The sequence below is a fragment of the Streptomyces sp. NBC_00876 genome (assembly GCF_045207435.1).
Taxonomy (GTDB): domain Bacteria; phylum Actinomycetota; class Actinomycetes; order Streptomycetales; family Streptomycetaceae; genus Streptomyces.
In genome coordinates this window covers 3,940,393-3,955,585 of sequence record NZ_CP108800.1, presented here as the reverse complement: position 1 = coordinate 3,955,585, position 15,193 = coordinate 3,940,393, and the positions used below count along the sequence as shown (strand labels likewise).

Annotated in this window: 13 protein-coding genes and 1 tRNA gene; 8 read left to right on the top strand and 6 right to left on the bottom strand. The window is 68.2% G+C overall.

The window, feature by feature from the left end; genetic code table 11:
- Positions 1-5: 5 nt before the first annotated feature.
- A complete protein-coding gene (locus OG782_RS17325; RefSeq protein WP_406451939.1) occupies positions 6-1,124 on the top strand; it encodes a fatty acid desaturase family protein in 1,119 nt (372 codons plus the stop codon).
- 344 nt (positions 1,125-1,468) lie between these two features.
- Here the strand turns inward: OG782_RS17325 and OG782_RS17320 are convergent.
- A tRNA-Gly gene (locus OG782_RS17320) sits at positions 1,469-1,542 on the bottom strand.
- A gap of 551 nt (positions 1,543-2,093) precedes the next feature.
- Here OG782_RS17320 and dcd point away from each other — a divergent pair.
- Both dcd and OG782_RS17310 read left to right on the top strand, forming a co-directional pair.
- Entirely contained in the window at positions 2,094-2,669 is a 576-nt protein-coding gene (gene dcd / locus OG782_RS17315; RefSeq protein WP_406451937.1) for a dCTP deaminase, read from the top strand.
- Between the two features lie 6 nt (positions 2,670-2,675).
- Entirely contained in the window at positions 2,676-3,176 is a 501-nt protein-coding gene (locus OG782_RS17310) for a phosphoribosyltransferase (RefSeq protein ID WP_406451935.1), read from the top strand.
- Positions 3,177-3,260: 84 nt separating this feature from the next.
- Here the strand turns inward: OG782_RS17310 and OG782_RS17305 are convergent, their stop codons facing one another.
- The 4 genes from OG782_RS17305 to OG782_RS17290 all read right to left on the bottom strand — a co-directional run bounded on the left by OG782_RS17305 (position 3,261) and on the right by OG782_RS17290 (position 8,826).
- Positions 3,261-4,229: a Yip1 family protein gene (locus tag OG782_RS17305; protein WP_406451933.1), complete on the bottom strand. Its 969-nt coding sequence runs from the start codon at positions 4,227-4,229 to the stop codon at positions 3,261-3,263.
- A gap of 109 nt (positions 4,230-4,338) precedes the next feature.
- A complete protein-coding gene (locus OG782_RS17300; protein ID WP_406451931.1) occupies positions 4,339-5,493 on the bottom strand; it encodes an FG-GAP repeat domain-containing protein in 1,155 nt (384 codons plus the stop codon).
- 201 nt (positions 5,494-5,694) lie between these two features.
- Positions 5,695-7,962: a (Fe-S)-binding protein gene (locus OG782_RS17295; protein WP_406451929.1), complete on the bottom strand. Its 2,268-nt coding sequence runs from the start codon at positions 7,960-7,962 to the stop codon at positions 5,695-5,697.
- 141 nt (positions 7,963-8,103) lie between these two features.
- The gene (locus OG782_RS17290; protein WP_406451927.1) at positions 8,104-8,826 is read right to left on the bottom strand and encodes a sugar transferase; all 723 of its coding nucleotides are present in this window, start codon (positions 8,824-8,826) and stop codon (positions 8,104-8,106) included.
- Between the two features lie 325 nt (positions 8,827-9,151).
- Here OG782_RS17290 and dnaK point away from each other — a divergent pair, with 325 nt between their 5' ends.
- From dnaK to OG782_RS17270, 4 genes are all read left to right on the top strand, one after another.
- Entirely contained in the window at positions 9,152-11,011 is a 1,860-nt protein-coding gene (dnaK, locus tag OG782_RS17285; protein ID WP_406451925.1) for a molecular chaperone DnaK, read from the top strand.
- Positions 11,008-11,658 (top strand): nucleotide exchange factor GrpE, encoded by a 651-nt coding sequence (gene grpE / locus OG782_RS17280; RefSeq protein ID WP_406451923.1) that lies wholly within the window; start codon positions 11,008-11,010, stop codon positions 11,656-11,658. Before dnaK ends, grpE begins: the two co-directional genes overlap by 4 nt.
- Before the next feature lie 123 nt (positions 11,659-11,781).
- A complete protein-coding gene (dnaJ, locus tag OG782_RS17275; protein WP_406451921.1) occupies positions 11,782-12,969 on the top strand; it encodes a molecular chaperone DnaJ in 1,188 nt (395 codons plus the stop codon).
- A 1-nt stretch (position 12,970) separates the two neighbouring features.
- The gene (locus tag OG782_RS17270; RefSeq protein ID WP_018522258.1) at positions 12,971-13,417 is read left to right on the top strand and encodes a heat shock protein transcriptional repressor HspR; all 447 of its coding nucleotides are present in this window, start codon (positions 12,971-12,973) and stop codon (positions 13,415-13,417) included.
- Positions 13,418-13,537: 120 nt separating this feature from the next.
- On the opposite strand, the gene OG782_RS17265 is transcribed toward OG782_RS17270, so the two are convergent.
- A complete protein-coding gene (locus OG782_RS17265; protein ID WP_406451919.1) occupies positions 13,538-14,506 on the bottom strand; it encodes a helix-turn-helix transcriptional regulator in 969 nt (322 codons plus the stop codon).
- Between the two features lie 335 nt (positions 14,507-14,841).
- Between OG782_RS17265 and OG782_RS17260 the strand changes: the two genes are divergently transcribed.
- A complete protein-coding gene (locus OG782_RS17260; RefSeq protein WP_406451917.1) occupies positions 14,842-15,162 on the top strand; it encodes a (2Fe-2S)-binding protein in 321 nt (106 codons plus the stop codon).
- Positions 15,163-15,193 lie beyond the last annotated feature (31 nt).

Sequence of the window (15,193 nt, the reverse complement as noted above, 5' to 3'; positions counted from 1 at the left end):
ACACCTTGACCGCCATCGCCCCCACCGCCCACCTGACCGCGGAGCAGATCGAGGAGCTGGGCCGCGAGCTGGACGCGATCCGCGACGAGGTGATCGCCGGCCGCGGTGAGAAGGACGCCGCCTACATCCGTAAGGTCATCTCGGTGCAGCGCAAGCTCGAACTGGTCAGCAGGGGTGTGCTGCTGTTCTCGATCTTCCCGCCCGCGTGGGTGCTCGGCACCGCCGGGCTGTCCGTGGCGAAGATCATGGACAACATGGAGATCGGCCACAACGTCCTGCACGGCCAGTGGGACTGGATGCGAGACCCGAAGATCCACTCCACCACCTGGGAGTGGGATCACGTCTCGCCGTCCGATCAGTGGAAGCACTCGCACAACGAGCTGCACCACACGTACACCAACGTGATCGGCAAGGACAACGACCTCGGCTACGGCATCATGCGCGTCGACGAGGACCAGAAGTGGCACCCCTTCCACCTCGGCCAGCCGCTGTGGAACTTCCTCAACGCCTGTTTCTTCGAGTACGGCATCGCAGCGTACGACCTGGAGCTCGGCAAGAACCTCACCAAGCGCCGCCGCAAGAACCCGGAGTTCCGCGCGCGGGCCAAGGCCGTGGGCCGTAAGATCCGCAAGCAGGTGCTCAAGGACTACGTGATCCACCCGTTGCTGTCGGGCCCCTCATTCCTCACCACACTCGCCGCCACGTTCACCGCGAACCTGGTCCGCAACATCTGGACCCACTCAGTGATCATGTGCGGGCACTTCCCCGAGGGCGTACATGTCTTCGAACGCCAGTCGATCACGGGCGAGACACGCGGCCAGTGGTACCTGCGCCAGATGATGGGCTCGGCGAACATCAGCGGCAGCAAGGCCATGCACTTCATGACCGGCAACCTGTCGCACCAGATCGAGCACCACCTGTTCCCGGACCTGCCGAGCAACCGGTACGCCGAGGTCGCGGTGAAGGTGCGCGCGCTGTTCGAGAAGTACGAGCTGGAGTACATCACCGGCCCGCTGCCCAAGCAGGTGTTCTCCGCGTGGCACAAGGTCTTCCGGCTCGCGCTGCCGAACAAGCAGCCCAAGGTCGGAACGCCGGACCGTGAGCAGGACCTCATCGCCGCCTGATTCCCCAGCCGCACCTCAAGCCCTTGATGACGTCACTGCTGCGACACGACGGCCTACTCGGCCAGTGGAGTTTCCCCGCTGCCCGGGTCCCACAGCTTGGTGAGCGCACGCCGGAGAGCAACTGAGTGGGAGTTTCTCTCCGGCTTCCACGACAAGCCACGCCAGATCGGACGCGACAATGTCGTGAGTAGGTCGCTGGTACAGCACGAGGGCGGGGCGGCGCGGCAGGACCCATTTTGAGCTGATGTACACCCCGGCCTGGCTGACCGAAACCAGTCGGCGACATCCGGATTCCGCTCCGGGCCAACAAGAAGGCCCCGGGCGGCTGGCCTGGGGCTCTTTCGTGGAGCGGGTGACGAGAATCGAACTCGCGCTCTGAGCTTGGGAAGCTCATGTTCTACCATTAAACTACACCCGCGTAACGCAACTGGCTGACCAGCGACGCATCGTCCCACACTGTACCCCATCGCAGACCCCCCGAGGTGTGGCTCCGGGAGCGGGTCGCGGTGGGGTTGTGTTGTGTCGGGGGGTGGATGCGGGTGTCCGGGGCGGGAGTTGGGGGCGTAGCGTGGGTTGCCGGAGTGCCGCGTGGAGTGGCGTCCCGTTCATCCCCTAATGTGGCTTTCTCGTCCACGGCTTGATGGGGAAGGGACTTGATGGACTCCATGGAGCGCACCGTCGTCCGCTGTGCCGAAGGGCACGTTTTCGCTACCGCCTCGTTCCCGATGCAGCAGCTCGGGGCCGGGCGGATCGGTCCCGGGCGGCTGATCCGCTGTCCTCGTTGCGCACGGTTGCGGCATGCCGTGCCCGTCGTGTTCGAGGAGCGGTAGGGGAGCAGCAGGAGCGCAGTAGGAGAGCAGTAGGGGGCCGGTCGGCGAGCCGTAGGAGGGTCTGCGGCTTGCAGTCGGCGACAGGCGCGCGGGGCGGCCCGATGAGGGCGGGCCCGCGCGTTCTGCGTATCCTCGGTGGGTGCTTCTCTCAGACAAGGACATCCGGGCCGAGATCGACGCCGGACGCGTACGTATTGATCCGTTCGATGCGTCGATGGTGCAGCCGTCGAGCATCGATGTGAGGCTCGACCGCTTTTTCCGGGTGTTCGAGAACCACCGCTATCCGCACATCGATCCGGCCGTCGAGCAGGCCGATCTGACCCGTACCGTCGAGCCGGACGGGGACGAGGCGTTCATCCTGCACCCCGGTGAGTTCGTGCTCGCCTCGACGTACGAGGTCATCTCGCTGCCCGACGATCTCGCCTCGCGGCTCGAGGGCAAGAGTTCGCTCGGCCGGCTCGGGCTGGTGACGCATTCGACGGCCGGGTTCATCGACCCCGGGTTCTCCGGGCACGTGACGCTGGAGCTTTCGAATCTGGCGACGCTGCCGATCAAGCTCTGGCCGGGGATGAAGATCGGCCAGCTGTGCATGTTCCGGCTGAGCTCGCCGTCGGAGTTCCCGTACGGCTCCGAGCGGTACGGGTCGCGGTACCAGGGGCAGCGCGGGCCGACCGCGTCGCGTTCGTTCATGAACTTCCACCGGACCCAGGTGTGATGCCCGATGGGCGATGACGTACGCGAGAACCTGACGTACGACGGTTTCGGGCATGCCGTGCGGGAGCTGGCGCAGACCGTGGCCGACGACGGGTACGAGCCGGATGTGGTGCTGAGCATCGCGCGTGGCGGGGTCTTCGTCGCGGGCGGGCTGGCGTACGCGCTGGACTGCAAGAACATCCACCTGGTGAACGTGGAGTTCTACACGGGCGTGGGCACCACGCTGGACATGCCCGTCATGCTGGCGCCCGTGCCCAACGCCATCGACTTCTCGGACAAGAAGGTCCTCATCGCCGACGACGTCGCCGATACCGGGAAGACGCTGAAGCTGGTGCGTGACTTCTGCATCGATCATGTCGCCGAGGTGCGTTCCGCCGTGATCTACGAGAAGTCGCACTCGCTCGTGCAGTGCGAGTACGTGTGGAAGAAGACCGATCGCTGGATCAACTTCCCGTGGAGTGTGGAACCGCCCGTCGTGCGGCGCAGCGGGCAGGTTCTCGACGCCTGACCGTTCGCATGCGTGCGGAGCGAGGACGCAGAGAAGAACCCCCGGGGCCCGGTGAATCGGGGCCCCGGGGGTTCTTGTTCTTCGTCAGATCGTGCCCAGCTTGAGGATCGAGACGAGCGCGAGCAGCTGGATCGCGGACGCGCCCAGCGCCTTCGGCCACGGCAGGTCGTGGGACTTGCTCACCATCGAGGTGAACAGCGCTGCCGCTGCCAGCCAGGTGATCCAGCCGAGGATCTGGACCAGCGAGTTCTCGCCGCCCAGGAACATCGCGAAGATCAGGCGGGGGGCGTCCGTGATCGACATGATCAGCATGGAGAGGCCCACGGTCGGCTGCCAGGCGCCGTCGCCGCCGAGCTGGCGGGCGAGGGTGTGGGTGACCGCGCCCAGGACCAGACCGCCGATCACGAAGCAGAGGCCCGTGATGATGACGTAGGGGACGGCGTTGGAGACCGGCGCGTTGATCGCGTCGTCGCGGGCCTGGTCGAAGCCGAAGAGTGCCAGCAGGCCGTAGATGAACGTGACGACGATCGCCGGGCCCCAGACCGGGTAGTCGCGCATCTGCCAGAACGTCGGGCCGGGGCGCGTCACGATGCCGGTCAGCAGCTGCTTCCAGGGCAGGCGCGGGCCCGAGGGCTGGGCGGGGGGCTGGCCGGCTCGGTAGGAGTTGCCGTCGTTGTACGGGTCCTCGTTGATGCTGAACGCCTGGGTGTGCCCCGGGCTGTTCGCGTACGGGTCGCCCTGGTGCGGCTGCCGGCCGTGGGGGGCCTGCGGGTACGGGTCGGCGAAGTACTCGGGCTCGTCGGCGCCGCCGCCGGTGTACCCGCCCGTGTGGTGGCCACCGCCACCGGGCGCGCCGTTGTAGCCCTGGTTGTAGCCGGGCGCTGCGGGGTAGCCGCCGCCGTTGTGCGGGGCGCCGTTTCCTCCTGTCGGGGGCCATGGCTGCTGCCCGTACGGCGGTGGTGCCTGATTGCCGTACGGCTGCTGCCGCGGTTGCTGTTGCCCTTGCTGCGGGGTGCGGTTGTCCCGGCCGCGTCCGATCCTGAATCCAGCCACGTAATCGAACGTACCTGGTCCGGGAGGGTCGGGTGGTTGGGGCGGGGGAACTCGGCCGCCTTTGCGGCCTAGCTGTGACATCCCCTGAGGGAACCCTGGGGGGTTGGCCTCAGCCCGCTGTGAACAGGGCGGTGGTGAAGGTGATCAACGGGCGGTCGGGTACTGCCGCCGGGTACAGCGCGATCAGGTCCGCCGTCTCGCCCCGGTGCGTACGCACCACCGTGTCCGGCTTCCCGTCGCCGTCGTAGTCCGCGTACCGCTGGAGCAGGGTCGTTTCCGCGTGGGCCGGGGCGGTGCTCCCCGTCGCCTTGCGGAGCGGTGCTGCGGGCAGCTTCCCGGCCGGGGCCTCGAAGCGGTACGCGCCGCCCGGGCGGCCCGGTCCGTCGGGGCTGCCGAGCAGCAGCGCGCCCTTGCCGGCGGTGCCCGGCTCGTGGGGGCGGGCGGTGTACACCAGGTCGTCGTAGCCGTCGTCGTTCGTGTCCGCCCGGGGCTCGGGCGCGGACAGGGCGGGGCCGGCGCCGGGGATGGTCCCGCCGGCGGCGTGCGGGCGGCCGTCGTGGGTGAAGGGGCCGCGCAGGAAACTGATCCGGCCCGAGCTCGCCGTCACCGCCAGATCCGGTTTCCGGTCGCCGTCGAAGTCGCCGCAGACGGGGTGGTCCGGCCATTCGTTGCCGAAGCGGGCCCGGTCCGGGATGCGGAGCGTGACCGCCTTGCCGGTGAGGCCCGCAGGCGAGCCGAACAGGATCTGCAGCGGTACGGGCGGGCGGCCGATGCCGTTGTACGCGGGGTCGGTGGCCACGATCAGATCGGTGAAGCCGTCCTGGTCCAGGTCGCAGGACGCCTGCGCGTCGAACGCCGACGGCAGGGTGTCGCCGATCTTGGCGGCGTTCGCGTGCGCGCTGACCAGCTGGCGTACCGAGGGGTCGAGACCGCGGGCCGCGGAGCCGTACACGATGCCGATCCCGGCGTCGTCGCCGTGGCTGTCGGCCGCCGGTTTCACCAAGTTGTCGATGACGAGGTCGCGGTGTCCGTCGCCGTTGAAGTCGTCGGGGGTGCGGCTGCCGGTGCCGTGCGGGACCGCGTGGCGCTCCGCGCCCGTGAGGCCGGTCAGGGCGGCGGGCGGGGTGTCACCGTTCTTGGTGGCCGGGGTGGTGGGGGAGCCCGCGCAGGCGGTGAGCAGGAGTGCGCAGGCGGCGGTGGCGGTGAAAGCCGTTCCAGCCCTTGTCGTCGCGCCGGCCCTTGCCCTCGGGATGCGTATCCGCACAGGGAACCTCCGATACGTATCCCCGCAGGAATACCTCGTACGTCTCACCGGTCCCGGCCGTCCGCCGGCGCGCACCCGTCCCCCGGGCCGCCCCACATGATGCGTCACCGGGCGGGGAAAGCAGAAGCGGCCGGTCCTGCCCCCGAGGCAGGTCCGGCCGCTTGAGGCTGTCCAACGCGGTGACGCGTCGGCGGTTACCCCTTACTTCACCGGTTCCGGCTCCGGTGCGTCCGCCGTCTCCGGTTCGCCCGCCGGGTCGGCCGGGGTCCGTACGGAGTCGAGCAGCAGCTGCGACACGTCGACCACCTGGATCGACTCCTTCGCCTTGCCGTCGTTCTTCTTGCCGTTGACCGAGTCGGTCAGCATGACCAGGCAGAACGGGCAGGCGGTGGAGACGATGTCCGGGTTGAGGGAGAGGGCCTCGTCGACGCGCTCGTTGTTGATGCGCTTGCCGATCCGCTCCTCCATCCACATCCGGGCACCACCGGCGCCGCAGCAGAAGCCGCGCTCCTTGTGGCGGTGCATCTCCTCGTTCCGCAGACCCGGGACCTTCGCGATGATCTCGCGCGGAGGCGTGTAGATCTTGTTGTGACGGCCCAGGTAGCAGGGGTCGTGGTACGTGATCAGACCCTCGACCGGCGTCACCGGGATCAGCTTGCCCTCGTCGATGAGGTGCTGGAGCAGCTGCGTGTGGTGGATGACCTCGTACTCGCCGCCGAGCTGCGGGTACTCGTTCGCGATCGTGTTGAAGCAGTGCGGGCAGGTCGCGACGATCTTCTTCTTCGCCTTGGCCTTCTTCGTCGAGTCGTCCTCGTCGTCCTCGCCGAACGCCATGTTCAGCATCGCGACGTTCTCCTGGCCGAGCTGCTGGAACAGCGGCTCGTTGCCCAGGCGGCGGGCCGAGTCACCGGTGCACTTCTCGTCGCCGCCCATGATCGCGAACTTGACGCCCGCGATGTGGAGGAGTTCGGCGAAGGCCTTCGTGGTCTTCTTGGCGCGGTCCTCGAGGGCGCCGGCGCAGCCGACCCAGTAGAGGTAGTCGACCTCGGTGAGGTCCTCGATGTCCTTGCCGACGATCGGGACCTCGAAGTCGACCTCCTTGGTCCACTCGACGCGCTGCTTCTTGGCAAGACCCCAGGGGTTGCCCTTCTTCTCCAGGTTCTTGAGCATCGTGCCCGCCTCGGACGGGAACGCGGACTCGATCATCACCTGGTAGCGGCGCATGTCGACGATGTGGTCGATGTGCTCGATGTCGACCGGGCACTGTTCCACGCACGCACCGCAGGTGGTGCAGGACCAGAGGACGTCCGGGTCGATGACACCGTTCTCCTCGGCCGTGCCGATCAGCGGGCGCTCGGCCTCGGCGAGGGCGGCCGCGGGGACGTCCTTCAGGGCCTCGGCCGAAGCCTTCTCGTTGCCCTCCATGTCCTTGCCGCCGCCGGCCAGCAGGTACGGGGCCTTGGCGTGCGCGTGGTCGCGCAGGGACATGATCAGGAGCTTCGGGGAGAGCGGCTTGCCCGTGTTCCAGGCGGGGCACTGCGACTGGCAGCGGCCGCACTCCGTACACGTGGAGAAGTCGAGGATGCCCTTCCAGGAGAACTGCTCGACCTGGGAGACGCCGAAGACGGCATCCTCGGCCGGGTCCTCCCAGTCGATCTCCTGGCCGGCGGACGTCATCGGCTGGAGCGCGCCGAGGGCGACCGCTCCGTCGGCGTTCCGCTTGAACCAGATGTTCGGGAAGCCGAGGAAGCGGTGCCAGGCGACACCCATGTTGGTGTTCAGCGAGACGGTGATCATCCAGATCAGCGAGACGCCGATCTTGACCATCGCGGTGAAGTAGATGAGGTTCTGCAGCGTGCCGAGCGCGAGTCCCTTGAAGGCGAGGACCAGCGGGTACGAGACGAAGTACGAGGCCTCGTAGCCGTCGACGTGGTGGATCGCACCCTCGAGACCGCGCAGGGTCAGGATCGCCAGGCCGATGACGAGGATGACGTACTCGACGAAGTACGCCTGCCAGGCCTTGGAGCCCGCGAACCGGGACTTGCGGCCGGCCCGGGAGGGCAGGCTCAGCAGCCGGATGGCGATCAGTACGAGGATGCCGACCGTCGTCATCAGGCCGATGAACTCGATGTAGAGCTCGAACGGCAGCCATTCACCGATGACCGGCAGCACCCAGTCGGCCTTGAAGAGCTGTCCGTACGCCTGGAGCAGCGTCGGCGGCAGGGTCAGGAAGCCGATCGCGACGAACCAGTGCGCGAAGCCCACGATGCCCCACCGGTTCATCCGGGTGTGGCCGAGGAACTCCTTGACCAGGGTGATCGTGCGCTGCTTGGGGTCGTCGGTGCGGCTGCCTGCCGGTACCGGCTGTCCGAGGCGGACGAACCGGTAGATCTGCGCGACGGCTCGGGCGATGAGCGCAACGCCGACGACGGTCAGCACCAGCGACACGATGATCGCGGCGAGTTGCATTTGGGGGCTCCTCGGGCCTGCGAGGGTGGGATCCAGCGATGATTGCTGATTACTCGGTGATGACGTTACTCAGTGATGACGCGGGATGACTCAGGTGATTACTAAGCAGTAACTTAATCAGTCTGTGCTGACACTATCCACTTATTCCGCCGCTCTGTAGCCGGGCAGGCGGTGATCTGTGTCGCTCAGGTCTGCCTTGCCGTACCGCGCAAGGGTGCGGGCCGCCTCGCGCAGGGGTGCGCCGACGGCTTCCGCGAGGATCGCCAGGTCCAGCCCGAGCCACTGGTGCTCGGCGTAGTGCTGGTCGAGGAGAGCGGCCTCGTCCCACGGCATCGTGGAGCGGTGGCGCACCTGGGCCAGGCCGGTCAGGCCGGGCTTCAGTTCCTGCCGCCAGTCTCGCGCACCGGCGGGCGGCCTCGTCACGTGGGCCGGTGCGAGCGCTACCGGGCCGACGAGGGAGAGGTCTCCCCGTACGACATGGGGCAGCCGGGAGATGACGTGCAGCCGCAGCCGCCGGGTGCGCAGGGACCGCAGGACGAAGGGCCTGCCGCCCGCCCCCGTCCGGGCCGACCGCGTCAGTACGCCCCCGGGACCGCGCTGCACGGCGAGGATCAGGGCGGCCACGGCGAGCAGGGGGGCGGCCAGGATCAGCAGGGCCGAGCCGAGCGTCAGGTCCAGGACGCGCTTCGCGGTGGGGCGGCGCGGGGCCGCCGGTGCCAGTGCCCCCAGGGCCCGCCGGGCGGCCGGGATGCGGGAGGCCCGCGGTGGCTGCCAGGTGCGCCTGCCCGGTCTCCGTTCCGCTCTCCGTCCCGGCCGCCGCCGCTGCCACGGCTCCTGACGCTGCCCTTGCCTCTGCGTCTGCATCGTTCGCACCTGCCTGGGGTCGGCGGATCGGGTGCCGGTTTTGCGCGGCTCACGGCATTTTGTGACAGAACGATCCCATGAGGCGATGATGGGGAGGGCTGTGTGGCCCGTGGGGCGGGCGGATGTCGCCCGTACGCGCGCCGGGTCTCTCGCCGATCACTCGTATGTGAGGTGTGTCCGCCCTCGCCCTTGGTGGTGTTCCTGCTGCTGGCATGGGGTGCGTGCACGATAGTTGAGTCGACTCGACTCAGGTCTGTTGACTCTGGGACGGGTGTCATGCATTCTTGAGTCAGATCCACTCAAGTAGTCAGTAGGAGGAATTGAAATGGCACGTGCGGTCGGCATCGACCTGGGCACGACTAACTCCGTCGTCAGCGTTCTGGAAGGCGGCGAGCCCACCGTCATCACCAACGCCGAGGGCGCCAGGACCACGCCGTCCGTCGTCGCTTTCGCGAAGAACGGCGAGGTGCTGGTCGGCGAGGTCGCCAAGCGCCAGGCAGTGACGAACGTCGACAGGACGATCCGTTCGGTCAAGCGCCACATGGGCACTGACTGGAAGATCGAGATCGACGGCAAGAGCTTCAACCCGCAGCAGATGAGCGCCTTCATCCTGCAGAAGCTCAAGCGTGACGCCGAGTCCTACCTGGGCGAGAAGGTGGCCGACGCGGTCATCACCGTCCCGGCGTACTTCAACGACTCCGAGCGTCAGGCGACGAAGGAGGCCGGCGAGATCGCGGGCCTGAACGTCCTGCGCATCGTCAACGAGCCGACGGCCGCCGCGCTGGCGTACGGGCTCGACAAGGACGACCAGACGATCCTCGTCTTCGACCTCGGTGGCGGCACCTTCGACGTGTCCCTCCTGGAGATCGGCGACGGCGTCGTCGAGGTGAAGGCCACCAACGGTGACAACCACCTCGGTGGTGACGACTGGGACCAGCGCGTCGTCGACTACCTGGTGAAGCAGTTCGCCAACGGGCACGGCGTGGACCTGTCCAAGGACAAGATGGCTCTCCAGCGTCTGCGCGAGGCCGCGGAGAAGGCGAAGATCGAGCTGTCGTCCTCGACGGAGACCTCGATCAACCTGCCCTACATCACGGCGTCGGCCGAGGGCCCGCTGCACCTGGACGAGAAGCTCACGCGCTCGCAGTTCCAGCAGCTCACCGCGGACCTCCTGGACCGCTGCAAGAACCCGTTCCACAACGTCATCAAGGACGCGGGCATCCAGCTCTCCGAGATCGACCACGTCGTTCTCGTCGGTGGCTCGACCCGTATGCCGGCCGTCGCCGAGCTCGTCAAGGAGCTCACGGGCGGTCAGGACGCCAACAAGGGAGTGAACCCGGACGAGGTCGTCGCCATCGGCGCCTCGCTCCAGGCCGGTGTCCTCAAGGGCGAGGTCAAGGACGTCCTGCTCCTCGACGTGACCCCGCTGTCCCTCGGTATCGAGACCAAGGGAGGGATCATGACGAAGCTCATCGAGCGCAACACCACGATCCCGACCAAGCGTTCCGAGATCTTCACGACGGCCGAGGACAACCAGCCGTCCGTGCAGATCCAGGTCTACCAGGGCGAGCGCGAGATCGCGGCGTACAACAAGAAGCTCGGAATGTTCGAGCTGACCGGTCTGCCGCCGGCCCCGCGCGGTGTGCCGCAGATCGAGGTCGCGTTCGACATCGACGCCAACGGCATCATGCACGTCGCTGCCAAGGACCTCGGCACCGGCAAGGAGCAGAAGATGACCGTCACCGGTGGCTCCTCGCTGCCGAAGGACGAGGTCAACCGGATGCGTGAGGAGGCCGAGCAGTACGCGGAGGAGGACCACCGCCGCCGCGAGGCCGCCGAGTCGCGCAACCAGGGCGAGCAGCTCGTCTACCAGACGGAGAAGTTCCTCAAGGACAACGAGGACAAGGTCCCCGGCGACGTGAAGACGGAGGTGGAGACCGCGCTCACCGAGCTGAAGGAGAAGCTCAAGGGCGAGGACACCGCCGAGATCCGTACCGCCACCGAGAAGGTCGCGGCCGTCTCCCAGAAGCTGGGCCAGGCGATGTACGCCAACGCCCAGGGCGAGGGCGGCCCGCAGGCCGACGCGCAGCCGGGTGCCGAGCAGGCCCAGGCCGACGGCCAGGACGATGTCGTCGACGCCGAGATCGTCGACGACGAGAAGGACTCCAAGGGCGGTGCGGCGTGACCGAGGAGACTCCGGGCTTCGAGGAGAAGCCCGACGTCCCCTCCGGCACCACCCCTGATGAGGCCGAGCCGAAGGCCGCCACCCCCTCTTCGGAGGAGGCGGCGGCCCCGGCCGGGGACGCGAACCAGACAGCCGGTCTGACCGCTCAGCTGGACCAGGTCCGTACCGCGCTCACCGAGCGCACGGGCGACCTCCAGCGGCTCCAGGCCGAGTACCAGAACTACCGCCGCCGCGTGGAGCGGGACCGGGTCGCGGTCAAGGAGATCGCGGTCGCGGGTCTCCTGTCCGAGCTCCTGCCCGTGCTCGACGACGTCGGCCGGGCCCGCGAGCACGGTGAGCTCGTGGGCGGGTTCAAGTCGGTGGCCGAATCGCTGGAGACGGTCGTCGCCAAGCTGGGACTCCAGCAGTTCGGCAAGGAGGGCGAGCCCTTCGACCCGACGATCCACGAAGCCCTGATGCACAGCTACGCACCGGACGTCACCGAGACGACCTGCGTGGCGATCCTGCAGCCGGGGTACCGGATCGGCGAGCGCACCATCCGTCCCGCACGGGTGGCGGTGGCCGAACCCCAGCCGGGGGCGGCGCCGGCCGGTACGAAGGAAGAGAAGGCAGACGACGAGGAGAGCGGTGGCGGCGAGGAGGTCTGACATTCTGTCCGACCACCTGGCAGTGCACCGTCCGGCCACCGGGCCTCTCGTCGGGATCAGGCCGCAGCCCGGCATGATCCGCACGAGAGGCCCCGGGCCGGTCGTCCGGAAGGAGGGACGTCGATGAGTACGAAGGACTTCGTCGAGAAGGACTACTACAAGGTTCTCGGCGTCCCCAAGGACGCCACGGACGCCGAGATCAAGAAGGCGTACCGGAAGCTCGCCCGCGAGTTCCACCCGGACGCCAACAAGGGCGACGACAAGGCGGAGGAGCGCTTCAAGGAGATCTCCGAGGCGAACGACATCCTCGGCGACACCAAGAAGCGCAAGGAGTACGACGAGGCGCGCGCCCTCTTCGGCAACGGCGGATTCCGTCCCGGACCCGGTGGCGGCGGAGGTAACTTCAACTTCGACCTGGGAGACCTCTTCGGAGGGACCCCGGGCGGGGGCCAGGGCGGCGCCGGCGGCGGTTTCGGCGGCGGCGGCATCGGCGATGTCTTCGGCGGCCTCTTCAACCGGGGCGGCTCCACCGGCACACGGGTGCAGCCGCGCCGCGGCCAGGACATCGAGTCCGAGGTGACGCTCAGCTTCACCGAGGCGGTCGACGGGGCCACGGTCCCGCTGCGGATGTCCAGCCAGGCGCCCTGCAAGGCGTGCTCCGGCACCGGCGACAAGAACGGCACCCCCAGGGTCTGCCCGACCTGCGTCGGCACCGGCCAGGTCTCGCGCGGCAGCGGTGGCGGGTTCTCGCTCACCGACCCCTGCGTGGACTGCAAGGGCCGGGGCCTCATCGCCCAGGACCCCTGCGAGGTCTGCAAGGGCAGCGGCCGGGCGAAGTCGTCCCGCACCATGCAGGTCAGGATTCCCGCGGGCGTCCTGGACAGCCAGCGGATCCGGCTGCGCGGCAAGGGCGCACCGGGCGAGCGCGGCGGACCGGCCGGCGACCTCTACGTCGTCGTCCACGTCGACGCGCACCCGGTCTTCGGCCGCAAGGGCGACAACCTCACGGTCACCGTGCCCGTCACCTTCACGGAGGCGGCGCTCGGCGGCGAGGTGAAGGTCCCCACGCTCGGCGGGCCGCCGGTCACCCTGAAGCTTCCGGCGGGCACGCCCAACGGGCGCACCATGCGCGCCCGCGGCAAGGGCGCGGTGCGCAAGGACGGCACCCGCGGCGACCTGCTGGTCACCGTCGAGGTGACGGTCCCCACGGACCTGGCCCCCGAGGCCCGGGAAGCCCTGGAGACCTACCGGAAGGCGACCGCGGACCAGGACCCGCGGGCGGAGCTGTTCCAGGCAGCGAAGGGAGCTTGAGGTGGACGGCCGACGACGCAATCCGTACGAGCTGACCGATGAATCCCCGGTGTACGTGATCTCGATCGCGGCCCAGCTCTCGGGCCTCCATCCGCAGACGCTGCGCCAGTACGACCGCCTCGGTCTGGTCTCGCCCGACCGTACGGCCGGGCGCGGCAGGCGTTACTCGGCCCGCGACATCGAGCTGCTGCGCACCGTGCAGCAGCTGTCGCAGGACGAAGGCATCAATCTGGCCGGAATCAAGCGCATCATCGAACTGGAGAACCAGGTCGCGGCGCTCCAGCAGCGCGTCGCCGAACTCTCGGCGGCCGTGGACGGAGCGGCGGCGGCGATGCAGCAGCGCGAGGCGCAGGTGCATGCCTCCTACCGGCGCGACCTGGTGCCGTACCAGGATGTGCAGCAGACCAGTGCGCTGGTCGTCTGGCGGCCCAAGCGGCCCAAGGACTGAGCCGGTTCGGCCATGTGCGGAGGGAGCCCGTCACCCCGGATTCTCAGGGGGTGGCGGGCTTCTCCGTCGTATGCGGGGGCGGAGGCCGTGTGCGGGGCTGAGCGGGGCCGGCCGGGCCGGTCAGGAGTCCTGTTCCAGGATTCCCGACTGGGCGATCAGATAGCCCAGCTGGGCCCTGCTGTTGCTGCCGAGCGCGGCGCTGAGCTTGGCGACATGGGCGCGGCAGGTCCGTACGTTCATGCCGAGCCGGCGGGCGATCGCCTCGTCGACGTACCCCTCGATGAGGAGCTTGGCTATGGAGCGCTGGATGCCGGTGATGCCGTCGTTGGGCGGGGTGTACGGAGTCTCTTCGCTGAGCGGGGTCGCCAGCTGCCAGAACTGGTCGAAGACGGAGACCAGGTAGTCCACGAGCCCGGGGTGGCGCAGTTCGAGCGCTACCTGCCGGTCGCGGCGCGCGGGTATGACGGCCACGGTGCGATCGAAGATGATCATGCGGTCGATGAGCTCTTCCAACGTCCTGACCTCGACGTTGCCCGCGTGCAGCCGGTCCAGGTAGGCGAAGACTCCGGGCCCGTGGCGGGCCGTGTGCTGGTAGAGGGTACGCAGGCGCACGCCGCGGTTGAGGGGCCCCTCCACTCGTTCGAGTGATTGGGTGAGCACATCGAGATTCCGGACACCGCCGGGTTGGATCGTGAGTATTTCCTTGGTGCACTGGGCAGTTGCGGTGTCCAATGTCGCGTTGATGGTCTGGAGCCCCTCCAGAACGGTGATCGCGTGTGTGGTCACCGACGGCTGTGAGCTGATAGCCATGAACGGTTCGAACGCGTCGGCCAGTTCGATGGTGATGCGCCGGCGGTCCCGGATCTCCCGCTCCAGGGGGTGCAGGCGCTGGGCGAGTACGGCCGAGGGTGGAACGGGACGGAGCCAGTTCGCGTCGTCCGGGTCGGGGTGCAACAGGCCGAAGTCGAGCAGGCAGGGTGCCAGGCCTATCTCCGACCGGGCGATCCGGCCGGCACCCAGGGCGCTGGCGTACAGGCGCGCGCCCTCATCACAGAGTTCGGTGATGGGGTGGGGATGCGTAGGTTTCATGCTTGTTGTGAGCAAATCTCCACCCCCCAGGGTCCTGAACGTACAGGAACATGATGCATCGGTTCTGTGGCTTCGACGTGCTCTGTTGCGACATGGTCTTGGTAGAGCCGGGGGAGAGGGACCTACCAAGTGAGGACGAAGCCGACTATGTACAAGAGATTGCTTCGCTCGGTTCTTGCCGTCGCCTTCGCTGCTGCGGCGTTTGCTGTGGCGGTTCAGGCGGACGTCTCGATTCCGAGCGGGGGGGACGTGTCCTGGGACAGCACATCGGCGGGCAAGCTCACCACCACTGATGTGTCATGGGATGTCCTGCCCGCAGGTAAGACCGCAGGCGCATGACCACCCCGCCGGACGACCGGACCTTCCGGCGTGAAATGGCAACCGCCTACCGCTCAGGGTGGCATTTCATCGACCTCGTCACGGCTGTCCCCCACCGTGGTGATTCGTTGATGGTCACTCTGTTCGGTGACCCTGTCGTCGTCGCCCGTGAGGCCGACGGCGAGGTCCGCGCCTACCGCTGTCTCCGCAAGCCGCGTGGAGCACCGCAGCCCGTTCGCTGCGCTATTCGTTACGACATGATCTTTGTGAACCTCGCGCAGCGTGACCACCAGCTGTTCGAACCCGAAGCCATCTCCGCCACCCCCCGCAGTGCCTGAGCGATCCCCCGTCGTTCCACGTCGCTCAGAC

What these genes read in the sequence shown, in the direction of transcription:
- OG782_RS17310 (WP_406451935.1), top strand. Translation starts at nt 2,676, where the DNA reads ATGGGCGATGACGTACGCGAGAACCTGACGTACGACGGTTTCGGGCAT.
- OG782_RS17295 (WP_406451929.1), bottom strand. Translation starts at nt 7,962, where the DNA reads ATGCAACTCGCCGCGATCATCGTGTCGCTGGTGCTGACCGTCGTCGGC.
- OG782_RS17290 (WP_406451927.1), bottom strand. Translation starts at nt 8,826, where the DNA reads ATGCAGACGCAGAGGCAAGGGCAGCGTCAGGAGCCGTGGCAGCGGCGG.
- dnaK (WP_406451925.1), top strand. Translation starts at nt 9,152, where the DNA reads ATGGCACGTGCGGTCGGCATCGACCTGGGCACGACTAACTCCGTCGTC.
- dnaJ (WP_406451921.1), top strand. Translation starts at nt 11,782, where the DNA reads ATGAGTACGAAGGACTTCGTCGAGAAGGACTACTACAAGGTTCTCGGC.
- OG782_RS17265 (WP_406451919.1), bottom strand. Translation starts at nt 14,506, where the DNA reads ATGAAACCTACGCATCCCCACCCCATCACCGAACTCTGTGATGAGGGC.
- OG782_RS17260 (WP_406451917.1), top strand. Translation starts at nt 14,842, where the DNA reads ATGACCACCCCGCCGGACGACCGGACCTTCCGGCGTGAAATGGCAACC.